This is a genomic window from Mesocryomonas lacus (assembly GCF_055730105.2).
In genome coordinates this window covers 148701-171354 of the sequence record NZ_JBUZWF020000004.1, presented here as the reverse complement: position 1 = coordinate 171354, position 22654 = coordinate 148701, and the positions used below count along the sequence as shown (strand labels likewise).

Here is a 22654-nt window from a genome sequence, read left to right as displayed (position 1 = left end):
TAGCAAAACACACGATTTGGGGATCATCGATGACATGACCGGGGGCGCCTTGCTCATCTGGATGATCGCACTGCCGTTCCTCGGCAGCCTCGCGATGCCGCTGCTGCCCTCGCGCCTGCGCGACCTTCATGCAGCGCTCGCGGTCGCGACGACCCTCGGCGTGCTGGTCCTGGCGATCGCCGCCTATCCCAGCGTCTCCGCCGGTGGGGTCGCGGTCTTCCGGCTCGAATGGCTCCCGACCCTTGGCGTCGACTTCAAGCTGCGGATGGACGGCTTCGCCTGGCTGTTCTCCGTCCTCGTCGGCGGGATCGGCCTGCTCGTCGCGGTCTACGCCCGCTACTACATGTCGCCCGAGGATCCGGTGCACCGGTTCTACGCCTTCTTCCTGGCGTTCATGGGGGCGATGCTCGGCATCCTCCTGTCCGGCAACCTGATCCTCCTCGTCGTCTTCTGGGAACTGACGAGCATCTTCTCGTTCCTGCTGATCGGCTACTGGTACCATAACGTCGGTGCGCGCGATGGCGCGCGCATGGCGATGACGGTCACCGGCTTTGGCGGCCTCTGCCTGCTCGGCGGCGTCCTCCTCATCGGCCACATCGTCGGCAGCTATGACCTCGACGTGGTGCTGGCCTCGGGCAACCTCATCCGCTCGCACGAGCTCTACCTGCCGACGCTGATCCTGGTGCTGCTCGGCGCCTTCACCAAGAGTGCGCAGTTTCCCTTCCAGTTCTGGCTGCCGAACGCGATGGCGGCGCCGACGCCGGTGTCGGCCTTCCTTCACTCGGCGACCATGGTCAAGGCCGGCGTATTCCTGATGGCGCGCTTCTGGCCGGTGCTGGCCGGGACCTATGAATGGTTTTGGATCGTCGGTTTCGCCGGCATGATGTCGATGGTGCTCGGCGCCTATTTCGCCATCTTCCAGCAGGACATCAAAGGCCTCCTCGCCTATTCGACGATCAGCCATCTCGGCCTGATCACGCTGCTCTTAAGCCTCGGCAGCCCGCTCGGCGCGGTCGCCGCGATCTTCCACATGATGAACCATGCGACCTTCAAAGCCTCGCTGTTCATGGCCGCGGGGGTGATCGACCACGAGACGGGGACGCGCGACATGCGCCATCTCGGAGGTCTCTTCCGCTTCATGCCGGTGACCGCGACGCTGGCCATGGTGGCCAGCGCCTCGATGGCGGGCGTGCCCTTGCTGAACGGCTTCCTGTCGAAGGAAATGTTCTTCGCCGAGGCGATCGAGACGCATGCCAACTCGCTGCTTGACACCGCGGCCCCCTATGCCGCCGTCCTCGCCAGCGCCTTTGCGGTCACTTATTCGCTGCGCTTCATCCACAGCGTGTTTTTCGGTCCGCTCTCCTCTGACCTGCCGACCGTCCCGCACGAGCCGCCGATGCTGATGCGGTTTCCGATCGGCCTTCTTGTCCTCGTCTGCCTCGTCGTCGGCATTATCCCGGGCGTGACGATCGGGCCCTTTCTCGACGTCGCTGTGCGGTCCGTCCTGCGCGAGGCGACGCCGGAATACAGCCTCTCGGTCTGGCATGGCATCAATGTGCCGCTGCTGATGAGCATCTTCGCGCTTGCTGCCGGCATGCTGCTCTACGCCTGGCTCAAATCCTATCTCGCGCATTGCGAGGAAGGCCCTCCCTATTTCCGCCGCCTAAAGGGCCAGCGAATCTTCGAGCGCATCCTCGTGACGGTCTCCTGGCGCTTTGCCCGTTTCATCGAGCAGCGGCTGGGGACCCGCAGGCTGCAGACGCAGCTTCGCTGGCTCGTCGTCATCGCCTTCCTCGCTGCCCTGGCGACGCTGGAAGCGAGTGGCTTCAGCTGGCCGACGTTGCGGCTCGCCGGAATGGATCCGGCCTATGCCGGGCTCTGCGCCGTCGGCGTCGTCTGCGCCATCGGGGCGGCCTACCAGGCGAAGTTCCACCGGCTTTTCGCCCTGATGCTGATGGGCGGGGCGGGCCTCGTGACCTGCATCAGCTTCGTCTGGTTCTCGGCACCCGACCTTGCGGTCACGCAGCTGCTGGTCGAGGTGGTGACGACGGTCCTGATCCTGCTCGGCATGCGCTGGCTGCCGAAACGCTCGGAGGCGATCGCTTCGACGACCCAGCGCGTGATCGCGAGCCTCCGGCGTTTCGACCTTGCCATCGCCCTCGCCTGCGGCTTCGGCATCGCCGTTCTCGCCTATACCGTCATGGCGAGCCCGGTGCCTGCGAGCCTTGGCGACTACTTCCTTGAGCGCGCCTACTCCGAGGGCGGCGGGCGCAACGTCGTCAACGTCATTCTGGTCGACTTCCGCGGCTTCGATACCGTCGGCGAGATCACGGTGCTGGCGATTGTGGCGATCACCATCTTCGCGCTGCTGCGGCGTTTCCGGCCGGCACCCGACAGCATCGAGGCGCCTGCCCAGCAGATCGAGCAGAACGCTTTCGATGCGGCCCGCTCCGATAGAAGCGTCGGCGATACGCTGACCGACTACATGCTGGTGCCATCGGTCATCATGCAGTGGCTGTTCCCGGTGATCATGCTGTTTGCAGCCTACCTCTTCATCCGGGGCCACGACCTGCCCGGCGGCGGCTTTGCGGCCGGCATCGCGATGGCCTGCGGCTTCCTGCTGCAGTACATGGCCTTGGGCACACGGGCGGTGGAAGACCGGCTTCGGGTGCTGCCGGTGCGCTGGATGGGAGCGGGCCTCCTGCTGGCCGTCATCGTCGGTTGCGGCTCCTGGGTGTTCGGCTATCCGTTCCTCACCTCGCATTCGCAATATCTCCACGTGCCAATCATTGGCGACGTGCCGATGGCGACCGCGCTGTTCTTCGATCTCGGCGTGTTCTCGCTGGTGATGGGCGCGACGGTCCTGATGTTGATCGCTCTGGCGCATCAGTCGACGCGCAGCCTGCGCGCCAGCCGCCTAGCGGCAGCGGAAAGGGAGGACGGCTGATGGAGTTCCTGCTTGCCATCCTCATCGGCGCCTTCGTCGGCTCCGGCGTCTGGCTAATCCTCAGGCCCCGCACCTTTCAGGTGGTGATCGGCCTTTCGTTGATCGGCTACGGCGTTAATCTCTTCATCTTCGGCATGGGACGGCTGCGCGTGAACGCGCCGCCGATCCTCGCCGATACCGCCGCCATCAACCCGGCTGACTTCGCCGACCCGGTGCCGCAGGCGCTAGTCCTCACGGCCATCGTCATCGGATTTGCGACGACGGCGCTCCTGCTCGTGGTGCTGCTGGTCTCGCGCGGCTTGACCGGCAGCGACCACGTCGACGGAAAGGATCCCGGATGATCCGCAACCACCTGATGATCGTCCCCATCCTGCTGCCGATGGTCGCCGGCGCTTTCCTGCTGCTGCTGGACGAGCGGCGCCACGGCATGAAGGCCGCCATCGGCCTAGTCTGCACGCTCGCGCTTGCCGTCGTCGCGGTGATGCTCGTCGGCATCGCCGATACCGGCGGCGCACCGGATGGCCGGACGCTGACCAATGCCTATCTCCTCGGCAACTGGCCGGCGCCTTTCGGCATCGTGCTCGTCCTCGACCGCCTGTCCGCCTTGATGGTGCTGCTGGCGAGTATCCTCGCAGTGGCCGCCCTCCTCTATGCCCTCGCCCGGTGGGACCGGAGCGGCCCGCATTTCCACAGCCTGTTCCAGTTCCTGCTGATGGGACTGAATGGCGCCTTCCTGACCGGCGACCTGTTCAATCTCTTTGTCTTCTTCGAGGTGATGCTGGCCGCATCCTACGGGCTGATGCTTCACGGAATTGGCGTCCCCCGGGTGCGGGCGGGCCTCCACTACATCGTCGTAAACCTCGTCGCCTCGCTGTTCTTCCTGATCGGCGTCAGCATGATCTACGGCACCACCGGGACGCTCAACATGGCCGATCTGGCGCGCCAGGTGCCGCTGCTCGGCGGACAGGAGCGAGCGCTGCTGCAGACCGGCGCCGCCATCCTCGGGATGGCGTTCCTGGCGAAGGCCGCCATGTGGCCGCTGAGTTTCTGGCTGCCGACCGCCTATTCGGCGGCCGCAGCGCCGGTCGCGGCAATCTTCGCCATCCTCAGCAAGGTCGGTGCCTACGCCTTACTGCGCCTCTCGCTGCTGGTCTTCGGCGCCGAGGCCGGCGGCTCCGCCGGTTTTGGCAGCACGTTCCTCGTCATCGGCGGCATCGCGACGATCGCCTTCGGCGCCGCCGGCGTGCTCGCCTCCCAAGCGCTCGGCCGGCTGGCCAGCTACAGCATTCTCGTTTCCTCCGGCACGCTTCTCGCCGCCATCGGCATGCGGGATGTCGGGGTCACCTCGGGCGCCCTCTTCTACATGGTGAGCTCGACGCTAACGATCGGCGCCTTCTTCCTGCTCATCGAACTTGTGGAACGCATCCAGGACCCGGCGGCCTCGGTCCTCGCGGTGACGCTCGAGGCCTATGGCGAGACCGACGACGAGACGGAGCAGGCGGAGGAGGTCGGCACGTTGATTCCGGGAACGCTGGCGGTGCTCGGCATCTCGTTCGCCGTCTGCGGCCTGCTGCTGGCAGGCCTTCCGCCCTTGTCCGGCTTCGTTGCGAAATTCGCGATGTTGGCCGCGCTCATTCCCGCGGGCAATTCGAGCGCGCCTGCTGCGATGTCCAACGCTGCGCTGGTGCTGGCGGCGATGCTGATCCTTTCCGGCCTCGCCTCGATGATCGCGATGATGCGCGCGGGCATCCGCACTTTCTGGGCGCCGATCGCCGGGACGGTACCGGCGGTCCGGCTGCTAGAGATCGCCCCCATCGGCTTCCTCCTCGCCATCGGTGTGGCGATGACCGTGTTCGGCGGCCCGATCCTGCGCTTCACCGATGCGGCGGCGGCCGCGCTCCACGCGCCCTCCGGCTATATCTCCGACGTTTTATCCGCCCCGCGGGTCCCACCGGCTGCGGAGGCGCACCCATGAGCCGCGTCCTTCCCTACCCGCTGCTGACGCTGTCCCTTCTCCTGATGTGGCTGTTGCTTAGCGGCTTCTCGGCTGGACAGTTTCTGCTGGGGACGGTGATCGCCGTGATCACCTCGCTTCTGGTCGTGCCGCTGCAGCCGGAGAAGGCGAAAATTCGCCGCTGGTCGGCGATCCCGAAGCTCGTCGGCACCGTCAGCCTCGACGTCGTCCGCTCGAACTTCGCGGTCGCCCATCTGATCGTCGTCCCATCGCGGGGGGCCCAAAAGTCTGGTTTCGTCGATATTCCGCTGACGCTGCGCCATCCGACAGCGCTGGCGATCCTCGCCTGCATCCTCACCTGCACGCCGGGAACCGCCTGGCTCGAATACCGCTCGTCGAACGGCCATCTCCTCCTGCACGTTCTCGACCTCGTCGACGAACAGGACTGGATCGACCTGATCAAGAAGCGCTACGAGCCCCTGCTGCTGGAGCTGTTCGAATGACCGAGACCGCCCTCCTGGCCGCGATCACCGTCGCGCAGCTTCTCCTTTTCCTGGCGATCGCCTGCTGCGCCGCGCGGATGATGCTGGGGCCGCGGGCGCAGGACCGGGTGATGGCGCTCGACGCGCTCTATGTCAGCACCATGCTGCTCGTCGTCACTTTCGGCGTGCGGACCGGATCGGTGATCTACTTCGAGGCGGCATTGGTGATCGGGCTGCTCGGCTTCGTCTCGACGGCGGCGCTTGCCAAATTCCTCATGCGCGGCGAGGTCATCGAATGAACCATCTCGCAAACCTCCCCGTCTGGGCGGCACTGGTTGTCGGGATCCTGATCGTCGTGGGGGCCGCCGTCACGTTGCTCGGAACGATCGGGCTCCTGAGGTTCGGCAGCTTCTACGAGCGCATCCACGCACCGACGCTTGGCAATACCGGAGGCGCCCTCTGCATCCTCATCGCCTCGGCGATCTGCTTCAGCGTCCTCGGCACCAAGCCCGTGCTGCACGAGGTGCTGCTCGCCGTGTTCCTCGTGGTCACCACGCCGATCAGCCTGATGCTCCTCGGACGCGCCGCGCTTTACCGCGACAGGACCGAGGAGGTCGATGGCGTGCCCCGGTCGACCGAGCGGGTGGATGACGCGGCCTCGCCCGAGCCTCAGCGCTGAACACGGGAGCAACGCGACAGAACAAGGAAAGTGAGGCGGCGCTTCGCAACGCATCGCATCGGCGCGGGATAGCGGTGGGACCGCTTGGGACAAAGACCGGTGGATGATCTATCCCTCGCGTCCAACTCGATCCCGTATTGAGGTTGAGGAAGGGGAGCGTCGCCGCATTGCCCGTGCCCAGGCGGCGCTCCGGAAAGACCAGAGGAAGATTTATGTCCCCGTCCAACGCCGAAACCATCTGGAACCTCGTCGACGCCCGGCGCGCCGACTATGAAGCGCTGAGCGACCGTATTTGGGGCATGCCGGAGATCGCCTATACCGAGTTCCGCTCCTGCGCCGAGCACACGGCCATGCTGCAGGGCGAGGGTTACACGGTGACCGAAGCGCCCGCCGGCATCCCGACGGCGGTGATCGGCGAGGCCGGTTCCGGCGGCCCGGTCATCGCCTTCCTCGGCGAATACGATGCGCTGCCGGGCCTTGGCCAGGAAGCCGGCATCGCCGAGCCGAAACCGCTCGATGGTAACGGGCACGGCCATGGTTGCGGCCACAACATGCTGGGCTCGGCCGCCCTCCTCGCCGCCACGGCCTTCAAGAACTACCTCGCCGAGAACAGACTGCCGGGCACCGTGCGCTATTACGGCTGCCCGGCCGAAGAGGGCGGCGCGGCCAAGGCCTTCATGGTGCGCGACGGCCTCTTCGACGACGTCGATGCCGCCATCACCTGGCATCCGGCCTCGCTGACCCGCGTCGACGACGCCAAGTCGCTCGCCAACACCCGCATCGACTTCTCGTTCAAGGGCCGCGCCTCGCACGCGGCGGCGGCGCCCCATCTCGGCCGCTCGGCGCTCGATGCGGTCGAGCTGATGAATGTCGGCGTCAACTATCTGCGCGAGCACGTGCCCGCAGACTCCCGCATCCACTACGCCATGATCGACGGCGGCGGCATCGCGCCGAACGTCGTCCAGGCGCATGCGAAGGTCCGCTACGCCGTCCGCTCGCGTGACATCCACGGCATGAAGGCGCTGAACGAGCGGGTGATCGATGTCGCGCGCGGTGCGGCGCTGATGACCGGTACCGCGGTCGAGGTCCGGATCCTCAGCGCCGTCTCCAACCTCCTCGCCAACACGCCGATGGAGGAGACCATGCACGCCAATCTCGAGCGCCTCGGGCCCGTCGCCTTCGACGCCGAGGACCGCGCCTATGCCGAGCGAATCCAGGCGACGCTGAGCGAGGAGGACATCGCCAACGACTACCTGCGCTGCGGTATCGAGGAGCGGGCGAACACGCCGCTCTGCGACTTTATCGTGCCGCTGAACTCGGTCGGAGAGTCGATGCTCGGCTCGACCGATGTCGGCGATGTGTCCTGGGCGGTGCCGACGGTGCAGGCGCTGGTGGCTACGCACGCGATCGGCTCGCCCGGCCATTCCTGGCAGATCACCGCGCAAGGCAAGGCCCCCGCCGCCAAGAAGGGCCTCGTCTACGCCGCAAAAGCCATGGCCGGCACCGCCGTCGACCTCCTGAACGATCCGGCGCTCCTCGCCCGCGCCAAGGCCGATCACCAGGCCCGGCTGGCGAAGAAGCCCTATGCCTCGCCGATCCCGGCCGACGTCAAGCCGCCGATCCAGCCACGGCCGTCGACGCTCTGACCCGCGGGGCGGCGTTCAGCCCTTGGCAGATGCCGCCACCTCTTCCCGGAACTCCAGGCGGCCTTTTTTGCGGGGTGGGGAGCTGCATCCTTCCGCTGGCCGCGGCGGCCCGTCCGCGGAACCGCGGTGCTGAACACCCGCGCTCTTGACCACCGGCAGTTGGCAGGAGATCACCATCGCCGTGCCTGCTGCACGATCCCCGGTGCCAATGCCGGCGGTTCGAGGCCATGAGGATGAAGCCGATGCTCGTCGACCCGACCGTCCCCCACGCCGAGGCCTGGAACACCTGGTCGAGCCGTCCGGCGGAAATGGTCTTCCTGCCGCTCGGCGTGCGGCTGACGCCGGTGCTGTTCTCGAACCGCCTGGGCAAGGCGACGATGATCCGGCCCGGCCCCGATCTCCTCTTCGGGCGCCATGCGCCGTTGGGCGAGCTGGTGGAGTTCGAGACCCGCCATGGGGGAAGCCGCCTTGCCTTCCAGTACGACAAGACCGGCTCCTACGCGGTGCGCGGCGGCTGGACGGCGCTGGAGCTCCAGGAGTGGGGCCTGCGCTACTGGGTCTCGATCTGCCTCTCCGCCGAGAACGGCGCGGTGGCCGAGTATGACGCGGCTTCGTGTGCCGCCGTCATCAATGTTGGCACGCGCTACGTTGCCCTGGTGACGGAAGGCGAGCCGGTTCAGGTGACGGCGCATCCCAGCATCGAGGCCGTGGTCGAGGACTTCGACGCCAACGGCTATTTCCATCTTGGCAGCCGCGGCGACCGCGCGCCCGTGCTGGCGCTAAGGTTCGAGTTGGAAATGTCGCTGAGCGGCCGGTTCGCGGCCGCCGTCGCCGACAGCCGTGCGCTGGCCATTGCCGGGGCCCGGGCGGCGCTGGACGATACGGCTGCGCTGCCGGCCCTCGCGAAGCAGACCGGCCGCCACGCCGGCGCGCTGGACGCCGTGCGCGATGTCATCGCCTGGAACACGCTGCATGATGGTGCCAACCACCGCCAGTTCACCGCCACCAGCCGGATGTGGGACCTCGGCGGCTCCGCCGTCTGGTTCAACGACCAGACCTATGCGGCGCTGATGTCCGGGCTGTTTTCGCGCCATGCCGGCATCTGCAACATGGCGGTCGCGATGTCGAACGCGACCCCGCAAGGCAATTTCGCCTGCATCGTCAACGAGAGCGACAGCTGGGTCGACCGCAGCCAGGCGCCGAACGGCGCCTTCATCGCCTGGATGATGTTCTTGCGCAGCCGCGACCGCGCTTTGCTCGATCTCGTCTATGCGCCGCTCGCCCGGAACCAGCGCTGGTGGCGTGCGATGCGCGATCCCGGGGGAATGGGTCTCGTCTCCTGCGGCACATCGGACGTCGGCGAAGGCCTCTATAAGGGCATGCATTTCGGCGCCCGCAACGAGACCGGCATGGACAACTCGGCGACGCACGACGAGGCCGTCTACGACAAGGCGAGCCGGACGCTTTCGACCCTCGACGTCGGTCTGAACTGCTCGCTCGCGCTCGACGCCGAAATGCTGTCGCTGATCGCAGCCGAGCTCGGGCTTTCGTCGGACGCAGCGGAGTTCAGCGGCCTTGCCGCGTCCAGCCGGCAGAAGATCCGCGACGAACTCTACGACGGGACGCGCGGCATCTTCGCCAACCGCCAGCGGACCGGCGGCTTCGTGCGCAGCCTCGGGCCGACGAGCTTCTACCCGCTGATCGCCGGAGCGGCGACACCCGAGCAGGCGGCGAGCCTTCTCCGCCATCTCAGCGATCCCGCGACCTTCGGCGGCGCCTACGTCATCCCGAACGCGTCGCGCGACGACCCGGCCTATGCCGACAACGTCTACTGGCGCGGACGGATCTGGCCGAACGTCAACTTCTTCGTCTGGCACGGCCTGCGCCGCTACGGCTTCGACGCCGAGGCCTCTGCCTTCGCCGAAAAAAGCCTGGCGCTGTTCGACCAGTCCTGGAGGGGGCGACGGATCGCGGCGGAGAACTACAGCGCCGAGACCGGCGAGCCGATGGACCAGCCGGACACCGACCCCTTCTATTCCTGGGCCGCCTTGCTGCCGATGCTTGGCATGGCCGAGGTGATGGACGTCAATCCCTGGGGTGGATGGGAGATCTGCCACACCGGCGCGCCTGTCGTGCTGGGCCCGGTCGAGACGCCGATCGGGCCGGTCACGGTGGTGGCGGAGGGCGGCTGGCTGACGCTTCGACGCCCCGGCGGCATCGTCTTCGCCACCGACTTCATCGGCCGCCTCTCTCAGATTGTCATGGGTCCGGGTCTCTTCTCCTGCCGCTTCGACCCCGCAGAAACAACTGCGGAAGCGGTGCTCGAGCTGCCCGGCATCGGGATCGACAGCGTGGTCGCGGTCCGGCTCGACGGCGTCGAGGCCGAGGCGACCGGCAAGGTCGATGGCATCCGAATAGTCCTTGGCCGCGCCAACCGACTCGACGTTCACTTCACGCCGGCGGCCACCCGGTGACGACGGAGGTGCTCGACTCGCCGCTATGGTTCCGCTCGCCGGACCACCGCTTTCGTCCGGCCGCCTTCTGGTTCTGGCACCATCTGCCGAGCGAGACGGATATTGCCGAGCGGCTGGCGGAGATCGCCGTCTCTGGGCTCGGCACGATCATGATCCAGGCGCGGCTCGCTTTGCCGCTGCCGCTCTACCTCTCGCCGGATTACCTCTCGGCCGTCCGCTTCGCCAGCGCGGAGGCGAGACGGCTGGGGATCGGGGTCGAGATCTACGACGAGTACCAGTGGATGTCCGGTCACGGCGGTGGCCGCACGGTGAAGGACGCCGACCACCTGCGCGAACGCCCTCTGTTCTGGACCAGCGCCAGTCTCGACGCCGACGGGCACGCGACGCTCGATATCGCCGAGATCCGCTCCCCCTTCCTGGAGTTCCTCGGCAAGGACGGCCTCGACTGGTGCTACGAGGGCGGCGTGCCGCTGTTCGACGAATGGCAGATCGTCGCCGCGGTCGCGGAGACGGACGGCGGGACGCAGAATCTCGGGGCGACGACGCGGCTGCTGTCGTCGGAGGGCACCGGCTGCCGGATCGGCGTCGATGCCGCTGGCGGCGGAGGACAGCGGGTGACGGTGTTCGTCTCCGCCCGTTGCCGGACATCGCGGATGATCAACTACCTTCTGCCGGAAGCCGCTGAGCGCTTCGCCGAAGTCGCCTATGCGCCCTTGCTGGCGGCGTCGGGCGGATCGGCGGACGGCATCTTCTTCGACCACCCCTATGCCGGGTTCTACGTCTGGAAGGGCTTGGAGGGTGATTTCGGCAACAGCCTCCTCTGGGATGCGGAGCTGCCGGATCTTCTTCCATCCGAACCGCTCGGCCTGCAATTGCTGGCACTGACCAAGGACGTCGGGCCGCGGACGTCAAGCTTGCGCGTGCGCTTCCTCGAGGCCTATTCGGCGCAGCTGCACGAGGCCTTCTTCGGCACGCTGCGCCGCTGGTGCGACCGGCATGGCCTCGCCTTCTCCGGCCACGAACTCCTGACCCATGTCGGCGGCTGGACGCTGCATGACGGCCTTGGCGGCATCGATCCGCGCGCCATGCCCGGCACCGACTATTTCGGCGTCGACGCTTTTCGCAGCGAGACCTCGGTCGATGCTGCCGACTATGCGCCGCAGATCTCGGCACGCTTCGGCGACTCCGTGGCACGCGCGCATGGCCGCAGCCGTTGCACCGTCGAGCAGTATTCCACCGGGCGCGAGACCGGCATGCCGGGTGCCGCGGGCCAATGGGGGCTGACCCTTGGCCGCCTGCGGGCACAGGCGATCCGGCACACGCTGTTCGGCGCCCGGCGCATCCTTCTGCATGCGCTCTATCTCGATGACGGTTTTGCGCCCGGCACGGCCTCCGGGCCCAACCCGCGCTTCGACTTCGCGCCGGGCTTCAACTTCCAGCCTTGGTGGCAGGACGTACCCTTGGTGTTCGAGGAGATCGCCCGTCTCTCGGCGTTTCTGGAAGAGGGCGAACCGATCCGACCGGTGGCGCTCCTCTATCCGCTGGAGACGATCCGCGCCGAGGCGATGGCGCCGGATTGCGGACGGCATTTCGGCTGGTGGGCAAAGGCCCTGTCGGAGGCCGGCATCGGCTTCGACATCGTCAGCGAGGATGCGGTCGCGGCGGCAGCGGTCGAGGACGGCGAACTCCGCTTGCCCGCGGGGCGCTACACCACTCTCATCCTTCCCGCCGTCACCACGCTCGCGGGCCCCGGCACTGCGGGTACGCTGGCCCGCTTCGCTTCCGCCGGCGGAAGGATCCTCGCCTCGGGCCCGCTACCGCATCAGAGCAAGTCCGCCGGCGAGGATCCGGAACTTTCGACACTGTTGCGCGCCTCCGTCGAAAAAGGTGACCATCTGCCGGGGGCGACAGAAGCGGACGTCGTCGCGATGGTCGGCACCTTGCCGCTTGGCTCGCTCCGTTTCGAGGGGGATGGTCCGCACTGGACTGCCGCTGCCCGTTGCGGTGAGACAATCCGGCTGGCGACGGTCAACGACAGCGACAAATGGCGCGACCTCGCCATCCCACTCAGCAAGGCTTCCCGCATCGTCCGCTGGGGCGCCACGACGGGCACTCGGCTTGTCCTGGCGGAGACGAACAGCGTGCTGCGCCTGTCGCTCGCACCGGGTGCTCTTCTGTGCCTTGAGATCTCACCTTGCCCGGCCGCTCGCGAGACCGATGCGCTGCCTCCCGGTGGAGGGCTCGTCGCTGTCGAACTTCCTGGCGTACTGGAGCTGGCGGACGGATGGCAGTTCCGGACGGACGAGAGACCCTTCCAGGCGATCGACACGCGGCGCGGCTGGGAGGCGCAAGGCCATGAACGCTTCGCCGGCACGGGCCATTACCGCCGGACGATCGGCGTACCGTTTTGCCCTGCGGGCCATGCCTGGCATCTCGTCCTCCCCGGGCTCGGCGACACCGTCGTCTGTGATGTCGACGGCGTGGTCGTCGGCCGCTCGGTTGCGGGAGAAGCCGCGTTTGCGCTGGAAGAGGGCACGGTCGTCGTCGGGCTTACGATCCGCAACACCGCCGCCAACCGCTACTATGCCAGGACGGAATTCGAAGCGGCGGCTCATCAGCCCTCGGGCCTCGTCTCACCGCCCCTGCTGGAGGTCCGGCCGGTCGGAAGTTCCGATCTGCGGCTCCTGGAGACCTGACCCTGGTATGCGCCGGCGTAGGGCGCGATCCCTGTCGACGACGATTGTACACAACCGCCGGATACAATGCTTCGGATCACTCTATGCAGCAGATAACAGAACCGCGCGGCGTGATGGATGAGCAGGTCGACTGAAAAGACCCGCCCAAACGGAAACGGCCGGGATCGCGATCCCGGCCGTTTTCAACAAAGCCTTGCGGCTTACTTGTTGACCGATTCCTTGAGGCCCTTGCCGGCCGCAAACTTCGGCACGTTGCGGGCCGGAATGTCGACCTCGGCGCCGGTCGAAGGGTTGCGGCCCTTGGAAGCGGCGCGGTGCGACACGGAGAAAGTACCGAAGCCAACGAGACGAATGTCGTCGCCGCTGGCGAGCGCGCCTTCGATCACTTCGAACAGGGCATCGACGGCCTGGCCGGCCTGCTGCTTGGAGAGTTCAGCCTTGTCCGCAACGGCGGAAACCAACTCGTTCTTGTTCATCGGACATTCTCCTGATTTTCTGGAAGTCGTTCACGACTCGCGTCGGACGATGGGCGAGTCCGCCGCATCATTCAAGCGGACATAGCCTCCAAACGGTGCAAAATAAGGCTTTGAACGAAAAATGCCGCCCCGAAGGACGGCATTTTTAGACTCAACGACGCCCGATCGGCTCAGTGAGCGACGGCCGTCGTGCCGTCGGCGGCCGGGGCATTTGCCGCCAAAGGCTCCTCGGCTTCCGTCCATTCGATCGGCACCGGCTCCCGAACCAGCGCATGCTTCAGCACGTCGCCGATCCGCGCGACCGGGATGATCTCCATCCCGTTCTTCACGTTGTCCGGAATATCCGCCAGATCCTTGGCGTTGTCTTCCGGGATCAGCACCGTCTTGATGCCGCCGCGGAGCGCGGCGAGCAGCTTCTCCTTGAGGCCACCGATCGGCAGTACCCTGCCCCGCAGTGTGATCTCGCCGGTCATCGCGATGTCGCGGCGTACCGGAATGCCGGTCATCACCGAGATGATCGCCGTTGCCATCGCGACACCCGCAGACGGTCCATCCTTCGGCGTCGCGCCTTCCGGCACGTGCACGTGGATATCGCGCTTATCGAACAGCGGCGGCTTTATGCCGAAGTCGATGGCCCGCGAGCGGACATAGGATGCAGCCGCGGAGATCGACTCCTTCATCACGTCCTTCAGGTTGCCCGTGACCGTCATCTTGCCCTTGCCCGGCATCATGACGCCCTCGATCGTCAGCAGCTCGCCGCCGACCTCGGTCCAGGCGAGACCCGTAACGATGCCGATCTGGTCCTCCAACTCCGCCTCGCCGTAGCGGTAACGCCAGACGCCGAGATAGTCCGGCAGGTTCTCCGCCGTGATCTCTACCGACGTGCGCTCGCCCTTGAGGATCTGCGTCACCGCCTTACGGGCGAGCGTCATCAGTTCGCGCTCGAAGTTTCGAACGCCGGCCTCGCGGGTGTAGCGACGCGCGATCTCCTGCAGCGCGTCCTCACTGACGGAGAACTCCTCCGGCTTCAGGGCGTGGTCGCGGATAGCCTTGGGCAGGAGATGCCGTCGGGCGATCTGGACCTTCTCGTCCTCGGTGTAGCCGGCGATGCGGATGACCTCCATGCGGTCCAGCAAGGGACCCGGAATGTTCATCGTGTTCGCCGTCGTCACGAACATGGTCGAGGAGAGGTCGTACTCCACCTCGAGATAGTGGTCCATGAACGTTGCGTTCTGCTCGGGATCGAGCACCTCGAGCAGAGCCGAAGACGGATCGCCGCGGAAGTCCTGGCCCATCTTGTCGATTTCATCGAGCAGGAAGAGAGGGTTAGTCTTCTTAGCCTTCTTCATCGACTGGATGACCTTGCCGGGCATCGAGCCGATATAGGTGCGGCGGTGACCGCGGATCTCGGCCTCGTCCCGCACGCCGCCGAGCGCCATGCGAACATACTCGCGCCCCGTCGCACGGGCGATCGAACGCGCGAGCGAGGTCTTGCCGACGCCGGGAGGCCCGACGAGGCAGAGGATCGGGCCCTTCATCTTCGCCTGACGGCTCTGCACCGCCAAATACTCGATGATCCGCTCCTTGACCTTATCGAGGCCGAAATGCTCCTCGTCGAGGATCGCCTCGGCCTTCTTCAGGTCGATCTTCACCTTCGAGCGCGTGCCCCAGGGCAGACCGAGCAGCCAGTCGAGATAGTTCCGGACGACGGTAGCTTCCGCCGACATCGGGCTCATCTGCTTCAGCTTCTTCAGCTCGGCATTGGCCTTCTCGAGCGCTTCCTTCGAGAGCTTGGTCTTCTTGATGCGGTCTTCCAGCTCGGCCGCCTCGTCGCGGCCTTCCTCGCCGTCGCCGAGCTCCTTCTGGATCGCCTTCATCTGCTCGTTCAGATAGTACTCGCGCTGGGTCTTCTCCATCTGGCGCTTGACGCGCGAGCGGATGCGCTTCTCGACCTGTAGGACCGAGATCTCGGCTTCCATGAAGGACAGTGCCTTTTCCAGGCGGTCGCGAACGCTGGTAAGGCCCAGCATCTCCTGCTTCTCGGCGATCTTGATCGCGAGATGCGAGGCGACGGTGTCGGCGAGCTTCGAGTAATCATCGATCTGGCCAGCAGCGCCAACGACTTCCGGCGAGATCTTCTTGTTCAGCTTAACGTAGTTCTCGAACTCGGAGACGACCGAACGCGCGAGAGCCTCGATCTCGACCTCATCCTCTTCCACCGCCGGGACGATGTGAGCGGAGGCCTCGTGCCATTCGGTCCGGGACGAGAATGAATCAATCCGCGCGCGCTTCATGCCTTCCACGAGCACCTTGACGGTACCGTCGGGAAGCTTGAGGAGCTGCAGGACATTGGCCAGCGTGCCGAGGTCGTAGATGGCATCCGGCGACGGATCCTCGTCGCCCGCATTCTTCTGCGTGACCAGCAGGATCTGCTTGTCGGCGCCCATCACCTCTTCCAGCGCCTTGATCGACTTTTCGCGGCCGACAAACAGCGGCACGATCATGTGCGGGAAGACAACGATGTCGCGAAGCGGAAGAACCGGATAGAGCACTGCCCCGCCGTCGCCCTCGATGGTATTGGACATGGGAATTCCTTTCTTCGGCTTTCGCCGATCGCGGCCGTTCTTCGCAGACCTCACGTGAGCATCTGGAGAAACGCCTCTTGCCCCGTGCATGTGGGCAGATGCCGTCTCTGCTTCAATGATTCGCAGGCCCGTCGCGTCTCACCAAATCACTGTTCACAAACGTCGAACAATGAGAGGGCGCATGAAAAAGCCCGTCCCGGCGGAGCCGGGACGGGCTGAACTCTGTCCGTCGGACCCCAATTCTCGTCGGCTGCAACGCCGCCGCCGCACTAGGCGCTGACGTTTTCCTTCTCGTCCTTGCGCTCGGCATAGATGTAGAGCGGACGCGCCTTGCCATCGATGACCTCCTCGGAGATCACGACTTCCTGCACGCCTTCAAGTGTCGGCAGGTCGAACATCGTGTCGAGCAGCATCGCTTCCATGATGGAGCGAAGGCCACGCGCACCGGTCTTGCGCTCGATCGCCTTGCGGGCGATCGCCTTCAGCGCGTCCTCGTGGAAGGACAGCTCGACGTTCTCCATCTCAAACAGACGCTGGTACTGCTTGACCAGCGCGTTCTTCGGCTCAACCAGGATCTGGACCAGCGCCGGCTCGTCGAGATCCTCGAGCGTCGCCAGCACCGGCAAACGGCCGACGAATTCCGGGATGAGGCCGAACTTCAGGAGATCGGCAGGCTCGACCTGACGGAACAGATCGCCGGTGCGGCGGTCTTCCGGCGAAGAGACGTTGGCGGCAAAGCCGATCGAGGTCTTGCGGCCACGGTCGGAGATGATCTTGTCGAGGCCCGAGAAGGCGCCGCCGCAGATGAACAGGATGTTGGCGGTGTCGACCTGCAGGAATTCCTGCTGAGGATGCTTGCGGCCACCTTGCGGCGGCACGGAAGCGACGGTGCCTTCCATGATCTTCAGAAGCGCCTGCTGCACGCCCTCTCCCGACACGTCGCGGGTGATCGACGGGTTGTCGGACTTGCGCGAAATCTTGTCGATTTCGTCGATGTAGACGATGCCGCGCTGCGCCCGCTCGACGTTGTAGTCAGCCGACTGAAGGAGCTTCAGGATGATGTTCTCGACGTCCTCGCCGACATAGCCGGCCTCGGTCAGCGTGGTAGCGTCGGCCATGGTGAAGGGCACGTCGAGGATGCGGGCGAGCGTCTGGGCCAGCAGCGTCTTGCCGCAGCCGGTCGGACCCATCAGCAGGATGTTCGACTTCGCCAGTTCGACGTCGTTGTGCTTGGAGGCGTGCGCCAACCGCTTGTAGTGATTGTGCACGGCGACCGAGAGCACCTTCTTGGCGAAGGCCTGGCCAATCACGTAGTCATCGAGAACCGCGATGATCTCCTGCGGCGTGGGTACGCCCTCGCGCGACTTCACCATCGAGGATTTGTTTTCCTCGCGGATGATGTCCATGCACAGCTCGACGCACTCGTCGCAGATGAAGACCGTCGGGCCGGCGATCAGCTTGCGGACTTCATGCTGGCTCTTTCCGCAGAAAGAGCAGTAGAGCGTGTTCTTCGAATCGCCGCCGCTCACTTTGCTCATTGGTTCTTCCTTCCGGTCCGGTGTCCGTCGTCAAGCCGGTCGTATCGGACCCTAATTTATGCCAGCCCGAGCCGATTGCAACTGCAGCATTTTGCAGTCGGTTTTCTCGGTTTATGACACTTTAGCTCGTTGTCGATGATGCAGGAGCAACCTTGAGCGATGCTGTCCGGCGTTTGCGGCAAGGTAGAAGCGGGCGTCCACCAGATCAAGGCCGAGGCGCATCGCACTGTCCTGCAGGTCGGCAGCACCGCACGAAACGGTGAGGCCGCCATGCCCAAATGCGCTGATAAAGCGCATCCGGGCAAGATGCTCAGCCGGCGGAAAGGCCGGTTCGGCGGGTATCAGCCGGGCACATGCGCCTCGAGCTCGTCACGCGACGAGTAAACCTTATCGATCAGACCGAACTCGCGCGACTCGTCGGCGGTCATGAAATGGTCGCGGTCGAGGGTGCGCTCGATCGTCTCGAGGTCCTGGCCGGTGTGCGTGACATAGACCTCGTTCAGCCGGCGCTTCAGCTTGATGATGTCCAGCGCGTGGCGCTCGATGTCGGACGCCTGGCCCGAGAAACCGCCGGACGGCTGGTGCACCATGATGCGGGCGTTCGGCGTGGCGAAGCGCATGCCCTTCTCGCCGGCGCAGAGCAGCAGAGAGCCCATCGAGGCGGCCTGGCCGATGCAGAGCGTCGACACGGGCGGACGGATGAACTGCATGGTGTCGTAGATCGCCATGCCCGAGGTGACGACACCACCCGGCGAGTTGATGTAGAGGGCGATCTCCTTCTTCGGGTTTTCCGCCTCGAGGAACAGCAGCTGCGCGCAGACGAGCGTCGCGATGCCGTCCTCGATCGGCCCGGTGATGAAGATCACGCGTTCCTTGAGGAGCCGGGAGAAGATGTCGTAGGCGCGCTCGCCGCGGTTGGTCTGTTCGACCACCATCGGCACGAGGTTCATCGCTCTTTCCACGGGGTGCATCATGGGGGGTGCTTTCGGTGCTGGTGTTTCGGGCGCGGCGGAACCGCACCCCGGGAATCAGTCGGCCTTGGCCCAAAGCACAGATAGGGCGTGACGCCCCATCTGTGCAAGATGGCTCTCCGGGAAGCCGCGCGAAGGCTTAATCCGGGCAGCTGCGGCGCGGTGCGTCCGTCGCGCGATTTGCGCTCCGGGCGATCCCGCCGCCTTCACCGCTCTCGGCGATTCAGCGCTCATCCTGCGGATTATCGAGGGCATCGATATCGCCCACCGACGGCGGGATCCGCGAGCCATCGCGGTTGACGGAGCCGTAGTGCGTCGCGTCCGGCTGGTCCGGCGCCAGCGCCCGCGCCACCACGGCCGCCGTGATCGGGGCTGCGGCAAGATGCATCGGCGGCGCTTGGCCCCGCTTGTCTTCGCCGAACCAGACCGTCATGTGCGGGAACGGGATCTCCACGCTGCGCTCGTCGCAAAGGCGCTTGACGATCTCGTTGTAAGCTCGGCCGATGCCCCATTGCTTGCCGGGCCGCGTCTTGATCCGTCCGCGCACCACCACGGCGGAGTCGCCGAGTTCGTTGACCCCGAACATCTCGAAGTCCGCGATGATGTCGGCGCCGACGGGCATCGCCCTCACCTCGTCGAAGGCTTCCTGCATCAGCGCCTTCACCTCCACAATGTTTTCGCGATAGGCGACGCCGAGATCGATGAGGAACTGGGAAAAATCCTTGGTCATGTTGGCGACCTGGTCGACCGAGGAGAAGGGAATGAGGTGATAGGTCCCGTCGATGGAGCGCAGGCCGACCGAGCGGATGGTCAGCCGCTCGACGACGCCGGAGACGCCCGAGACGAGAACGACATCGCCCTCGTTCATGGCGTTCTCGAACTGGATGAAGGCGCCGGTGATGATGTCCTGCACCAGCTTCTGCGCGCCGAAGCCGACGGCAAGGCCGATGACGCCGGCGCCCGCCAGCAGCGGCCCGATGTTGAGGCCGATCTGCGAGAGCACCAGCATGATGATCATCGCGACGAGGGTGATCGTGAAGGCATTGCGCAGCAGCGACAGCAACGTCCGCTCGCGCGAGGTCGGGACGGAGCCGAAATTCGGGTTCAGCCGATACTCGATCCAGGAGGAGACGCCGAGGAACACGGCAAAGCCGAGGAGGATCACGGTGCCGGCGCCTATGGTGCCGCTGACCACGCGCTGGCCGACCTCGGTCGTCGCCCAGCCGCCGAGATCGAAGAGCCGCCAGGCCTCCAGGATGAAGCCGATGACGACGATCACCACCAGGACGCGCAGGATGGTGAGGGCGTTGGGAATGAAGGAGTTCACCCGGCGCTCCAGCAGCGGCAGGCGCTCCCTCACCCGGTCGGGCACCGGGATGCCCTTGACGATGATCTTGGTCAGCGTCGAGACGATCAGGCCGCCCAGCGCCATCGCGCCGACCGACTTCAGGGTCGCGAAGGTCATGAAGCGCAGGCCCTCGTCCGGGCTGCTCAGCCAGACGGAGAACAGCGACAGCACGAAGATGATCGCCAGCACCCACCAGATCTTGCCGAGGAAGGCATGGAAGCGCGCGCTGTAGCTGCGGTCTCCCCGCGCCCGCTGGCGGCTGAGCCTTTCGCGGACGGTCGCCCGGTTGCGCAGGATCAGGAAGATGATGAGGCAGAGCGAGATGAAGGCGACGATGAACCGGACAGCATCGCCGGCTGCCACGCTCGAGTTCTTCTCCACCACCGGCGCCACGAAGAGAAAGGTGTAGCCGAGGATCGAGATCAGCCGGGAAATCCAGAACGACCAGTAGAGCGCGTGACGATCGCCAAAAGGCGTCAGCCGCAGCTTCGGGTGCCCGGGCACGACGAACACGTGGAAGGCCGCCTTGACCAGTTCGATGAACAGGAAGGCGTTGAGGAACAGCGCTTGGTTGATGTTGGGCGGCCCGCCGAAGAACAGGATCGCTGTGACATAGCCTGCCGCAAGGCATGCGACGATCGCCAGCACGTCGACGGCGGCGACGATCGCGAGCAGGAGGAGCTTTCCCAACGGCCCTGCGAAAGCCGCCCGCGCCTCCAGCCGGGCGAAAATCGGTCGCTTGACGAACTGCAGGGCGGCATAGGCGGCGAAAACCGCAAAGGCGACCAGCACGACGGGCAGGATCGCCTCGTAGATGCGGGGCAGATCGAGCGAGCCGGCGCCTGCCAGAAGCTTCTGCGCCCTCCCCGCGGACTCCGCCACCTCTTCGGCGAGCGCGAAAGCATTGACGAAGAGCACCTGGCTCGCGCGCGCCACCTCGTCGGGCACGGATACCGCCAGCGGCTCGGATTCCGGCTCTACAGCCCTGGTTCCAGCCGCCGACTTCAGCGCTTCCACGAGCTTCGCGCGCGTCGTGTCGTTCTCGAGAATCTTGACGAGGTCGTCGAGCGTCGGATCGCTGGCGGCCGCCTCCGACGTTGCGGCGGGCTTGGTCAGGGCGGAGAGGCCCGGCACCTGGGCGCTGGCGCCGACGGAGAAGAACAGCGCCAGCCCGAACAACATCAGGGCGGCTCCGGCTGAGACGAGTTTCTGCATCAGGAAACCATGACTTCGCTTCTGGTGTAATTGTCGCCACCGGCGCCCCGGCGCAGCATTCCCTATGCGCATCGCCGGCGTCCGGCGTATGGGCTCATTGGCTATGAAAACGCTCGGTTGGGCGAGACTGAGGCTTCACTCGCCGCCCATCCCGCGAGGCTGCAGAAAATCACGCCTGAACGCAAAAGGCCGGCAAATGCCGGCCTTCCGCTTCAACTTTTTACCAAGCGTCTCAGGCGACGGCGGCGGTCTCTTCCTCGTCTTCCTTCATCAGGTCCTCCTTGGAGACCACGATGTCGGTGACGTCGACGGTCGCGAGCAGGTGATCGACGACCTTCTCCTCGTAGATCGGCGCGCGCAGGCTGGCGACGGCCTCAGGATTGCTGCGGAAGTACTCGTAGATCTGCTGCTCCTGGCCGGGATACTGGCGGACCTGCTCGAACACAGCGCGCTGCATCTCCTCGTCGGTAATCTGGATGTTGGCCTTCTCGCCGATCTCCGACAGGACGAGGCCGAGACGGACGCGGCGCTCGGCAAGGCGCTGGTATTCGGCGCGGGCCTTCTCCTCGGTCGTCTCTTCGTCCTCGAACGACTTGCCGCTCTTGGTCAGCTCGCTGGTGACCTGGAGCCAGATGTTGTTGAACTCAGCCTCGACCAGCTTCTCCGGCAGCTCGAAGGTGTAGTCCTTGTCCAGCGCGTCGAGCAGCTGGCGCTTGACCTTCTGGCGGGTGGCCGAGCCGTACTGGCTCTCGATCTGCTCGCGGACGACGGTGCGCAGGCGCTCGATCGATTCGAGGCCGAGCTGCTTGGCGAGATCGTCGTTCAGCTCCAGCTCGTTCGGCTTCGACACCGACTTGACCACAACGTCGAACACGGCGGCCTTACCGGCGAGGTGCGGGGCGCTGTAGTCGTCGGGGAAGTTGACCTTCACCTCCTTCGCTTCACCGACCGAAGCACCGATCAGCTGGTCCTCGAAGCCCGGGATGAACTGGCCGGAGCCGAGCACCAGGCTCGACTCATCGGACTGGCCGCCGTCGAACGGGACGTCGTCGATCTTGCCGAGGAAGCTCATGGTGACCTTGTCGCCGCTTTCAGCCGCGCCGTCCTTCGGCTCGAAGCTGCGGGCGTTCTCGGCGATGCGCTTGACCTGGTCCTCGACCTCCTCGTCGGCGATCTCGACGATCGGACGCTCGATCTTGATGCCCTTGGTCTCCTGCAGCTCGAAGGTCGGCAAGGTCTCGTAGGTCACCGTGAAGGTGAAGTCGGAGCCGCCCTTCAGCACCTTCTCGGCCTCGGCCTCGTCCTCGGTCATCGCGACCTCGGGCTGCATGGCCGAGCGCTCCTTGCGGTCGGCGATGATCGAGCGCGGGGACTCGTTGATGATCTGGTTGACGATCTCGGCCATCATCGAGCGGCCGTACATCTTGCGAAGGTGCTCCATCGGCACCTTGCCCGGGCGGAAACCCTTGAGCTTCGCCTGGCCCTTCGCCTCGTGCAGCTTGGTCTGCAGGCGAGTCTGCAGGTCGGAGGCCGGGACCACGACCTGGATTTCGCGCTTCAGGCCTTCGGCCTTGGTTTCGGTAACCTGCATTGTCTCAACCCTTGACCTTTGCGAGCGGCGGGCTCTCGAACGTCCGCCGTGC

General features: G+C 65.7%; 15 protein-coding genes. 9 read left to right on the top strand and 6 right to left on the bottom strand.

What is annotated here, in order from left to right; translation table 11 throughout:
• The first annotated feature begins 34 nt into the window (after nucleotides 1–34).
• The 9 genes from ACZLZQ_RS15020 (at nucleotide 35) to ACZLZQ_RS14980 (ending at nucleotide 12878) form a co-directional block, all read left to right on the top strand.
• Complete coding sequence (locus ACZLZQ_RS15020; protein WP_472950067.1) at nucleotides 35–2947, top strand: monovalent cation/H+ antiporter subunit A; 2913 nt, start codon at nucleotides 35–37, stop codon at nucleotides 2945–2947.
• Entirely contained in the window at nucleotides 2947–3288 is a 342-nt protein-coding gene (locus tag ACZLZQ_RS15015) for a Na+/H+ antiporter subunit C (protein WP_472931896.1), read from the top strand. The genes ACZLZQ_RS15020 and ACZLZQ_RS15015 overlap by 1 nt, the downstream gene beginning before the upstream one ends.
• Complete coding sequence (locus ACZLZQ_RS15010; RefSeq protein WP_472950066.1) at nucleotides 3285–4922, top strand: monovalent cation/H+ antiporter subunit D; 1638 nt, start codon at nucleotides 3285–3287, stop codon at nucleotides 4920–4922. The genes ACZLZQ_RS15015 and ACZLZQ_RS15010 overlap by 4 nt, the downstream gene beginning before the upstream one ends.
• Entirely contained in the window at nucleotides 4919–5404 is a 486-nt protein-coding gene (locus ACZLZQ_RS15005; protein ID WP_472931894.1) for a Na+/H+ antiporter subunit E, read from the top strand. Before ACZLZQ_RS15010 ends, ACZLZQ_RS15005 begins: the two co-directional genes overlap by 4 nt.
• Complete coding sequence (locus ACZLZQ_RS15000; RefSeq protein WP_472950065.1) at nucleotides 5401–5682, top strand: K+/H+ antiporter subunit F; 282 nt, start codon at nucleotides 5401–5403, stop codon at nucleotides 5680–5682. The genes ACZLZQ_RS15005 and ACZLZQ_RS15000 overlap by 4 nt, the downstream gene beginning before the upstream one ends.
• Entirely contained in the window at nucleotides 5679–6062 is a 384-nt protein-coding gene (gene mnhG, locus ACZLZQ_RS14995) for a monovalent cation/H(+) antiporter subunit G (RefSeq protein WP_472950064.1), read from the top strand. Before ACZLZQ_RS15000 ends, mnhG begins: the two co-directional genes overlap by 4 nt.
• Before the next feature lie 212 nt (nucleotides 6063–6274).
• Nucleotides 6275–7708, top strand: coding sequence for a M20 family metallopeptidase (locus ACZLZQ_RS14990; protein WP_472950063.1), 1434 nt, complete (start codon nucleotides 6275–6277; stop codon nucleotides 7706–7708).
• A gap of 242 nt (nucleotides 7709–7950) precedes the next feature.
• Nucleotides 7951–10182, top strand: a complete 2232-nt coding sequence (locus tag ACZLZQ_RS14985) for an MGH1-like glycoside hydrolase domain-containing protein (RefSeq protein ID WP_472950062.1) — start codon at nucleotides 7951–7953, stop codon at nucleotides 10180–10182.
• The gene (locus ACZLZQ_RS14980) at nucleotides 10179–12878 is read left to right on the top strand and encodes a carbohydrate-binding protein (protein ID WP_472950061.1); all 2700 of its coding nucleotides are present in this window, start codon (nucleotides 10179–10181) and stop codon (nucleotides 12876–12878) included. Before ACZLZQ_RS14985 ends, ACZLZQ_RS14980 begins: the two co-directional genes overlap by 4 nt.
• 200 nt (nucleotides 12879–13078) lie before the next feature.
• Here the strand turns inward: ACZLZQ_RS14980 and hbs are convergent, their stop codons facing one another.
• The 6 genes from hbs to tig all read right to left on the bottom strand — a co-directional run bounded on the left by hbs (nucleotide 13079) and on the right by tig (nucleotide 22602).
• Nucleotides 13079–13354, bottom strand: a complete 276-nt coding sequence (gene hbs, locus ACZLZQ_RS14975; RefSeq protein WP_472931889.1) for a non-specific DNA-binding protein Hbs — start codon at nucleotides 13352–13354, stop codon at nucleotides 13079–13081.
• Nucleotides 13355–13524: 170 nt separating this feature from the next.
• Entirely contained in the window at nucleotides 13525–15939 is a 2415-nt protein-coding gene (lon, locus tag ACZLZQ_RS14970; protein ID WP_472950060.1) for an endopeptidase La, read from the bottom strand.
• A gap of 269 nt (nucleotides 15940–16208) precedes the next feature.
• Entirely contained in the window at nucleotides 16209–17477 is a 1269-nt protein-coding gene (gene clpX / locus ACZLZQ_RS14965; RefSeq protein WP_472931887.1) for an ATP-dependent Clp protease ATP-binding subunit ClpX, read from the bottom strand.
• Nucleotides 17478–17818: 341 nt separating this feature from the next.
• Nucleotides 17819–18451: an ATP-dependent Clp protease proteolytic subunit gene (locus ACZLZQ_RS14960; RefSeq protein WP_472931886.1), complete on the bottom strand. Its 633-nt coding sequence runs from the start codon at nucleotides 18449–18451 to the stop codon at nucleotides 17819–17821.
• 220 nt (nucleotides 18452–18671) lie between these two features.
• Nucleotides 18672–20978 carry a mechanosensitive ion channel domain-containing protein gene (locus tag ACZLZQ_RS14955; RefSeq protein WP_472950059.1) on the bottom strand — a complete coding sequence of 769 codons (2307 nt, stop codon included), beginning with the start codon at nucleotides 20976–20978 and terminating at the stop codon, nucleotides 18672–18674.
• A gap of 265 nt (nucleotides 20979–21243) precedes the next feature.
• Nucleotides 21244–22602, bottom strand: a complete 1359-nt coding sequence (gene tig / locus ACZLZQ_RS14950; RefSeq protein ID WP_472950058.1) for a trigger factor — start codon at nucleotides 22600–22602, stop codon at nucleotides 21244–21246.
• Between the last annotated feature and the right edge of the window lie 52 nt (nucleotides 22603–22654).

Coding starts and splice junctions, on each gene's coding strand:
- ACZLZQ_RS14955 (WP_472950059.1), bottom strand. CDS start 20,978: ATGTTGTTCGGGCTGGCGCTGTTCTTCTCCGTCGGCGCCAGCGCCCAG.
- ACZLZQ_RS14985 (WP_472950062.1), top strand. CDS start 7,951: ATGCTCGTCGACCCGACCGTCCCCCACGCCGAGGCCTGGAACACCTGG.
- ACZLZQ_RS14990 (WP_472950063.1), top strand. CDS start 6,275: ATGTCCCCGTCCAACGCCGAAACCATCTGGAACCTCGTCGACGCCCGG.
- tig (WP_472950058.1), bottom strand. CDS start 22,602: ATGCAGGTTACCGAAACCAAGGCCGAAGGCCTGAAGCGCGAAATCCAG.
- ACZLZQ_RS15020 (WP_472950067.1), top strand. CDS start 35: ATGACCGGGGGCGCCTTGCTCATCTGGATGATCGCACTGCCGTTCCTC.
- clpX (WP_472931887.1), bottom strand. CDS start 17,477: ATGAGCAAAGTGAGCGGCGGCGATTCGAAGAACACGCTCTACTGCTCT.
- mnhG (WP_472950064.1), top strand. CDS start 5,679: ATGAACCATCTCGCAAACCTCCCCGTCTGGGCGGCACTGGTTGTCGGG.
- ACZLZQ_RS15010 (WP_472950066.1), top strand. CDS start 3,285: ATGATCCGCAACCACCTGATGATCGTCCCCATCCTGCTGCCGATGGTC.
- hbs (WP_472931889.1), bottom strand. CDS start 13,354: ATGAACAAGAACGAGTTGGTTTCCGCCGTTGCGGACAAGGCTGAACTC.
- lon (WP_472950060.1), bottom strand. CDS start 15,939: ATGTCCAATACCATCGAGGGCGACGGCGGGGCAGTGCTCTATCCGGTT.
- ACZLZQ_RS15000 (WP_472950065.1), top strand. CDS start 5,401: ATGACCGAGACCGCCCTCCTGGCCGCGATCACCGTCGCGCAGCTTCTC.
- ACZLZQ_RS15015 (WP_472931896.1), top strand. CDS start 2,947: ATGGAGTTCCTGCTTGCCATCCTCATCGGCGCCTTCGTCGGCTCCGGC.
- ACZLZQ_RS14960 (WP_472931886.1), bottom strand. CDS start 18,451: ATGATGCACCCCGTGGAAAGAGCGATGAACCTCGTGCCGATGGTGGTC.
- ACZLZQ_RS15005 (WP_472931894.1), top strand. CDS start 4,919: ATGAGCCGCGTCCTTCCCTACCCGCTGCTGACGCTGTCCCTTCTCCTG.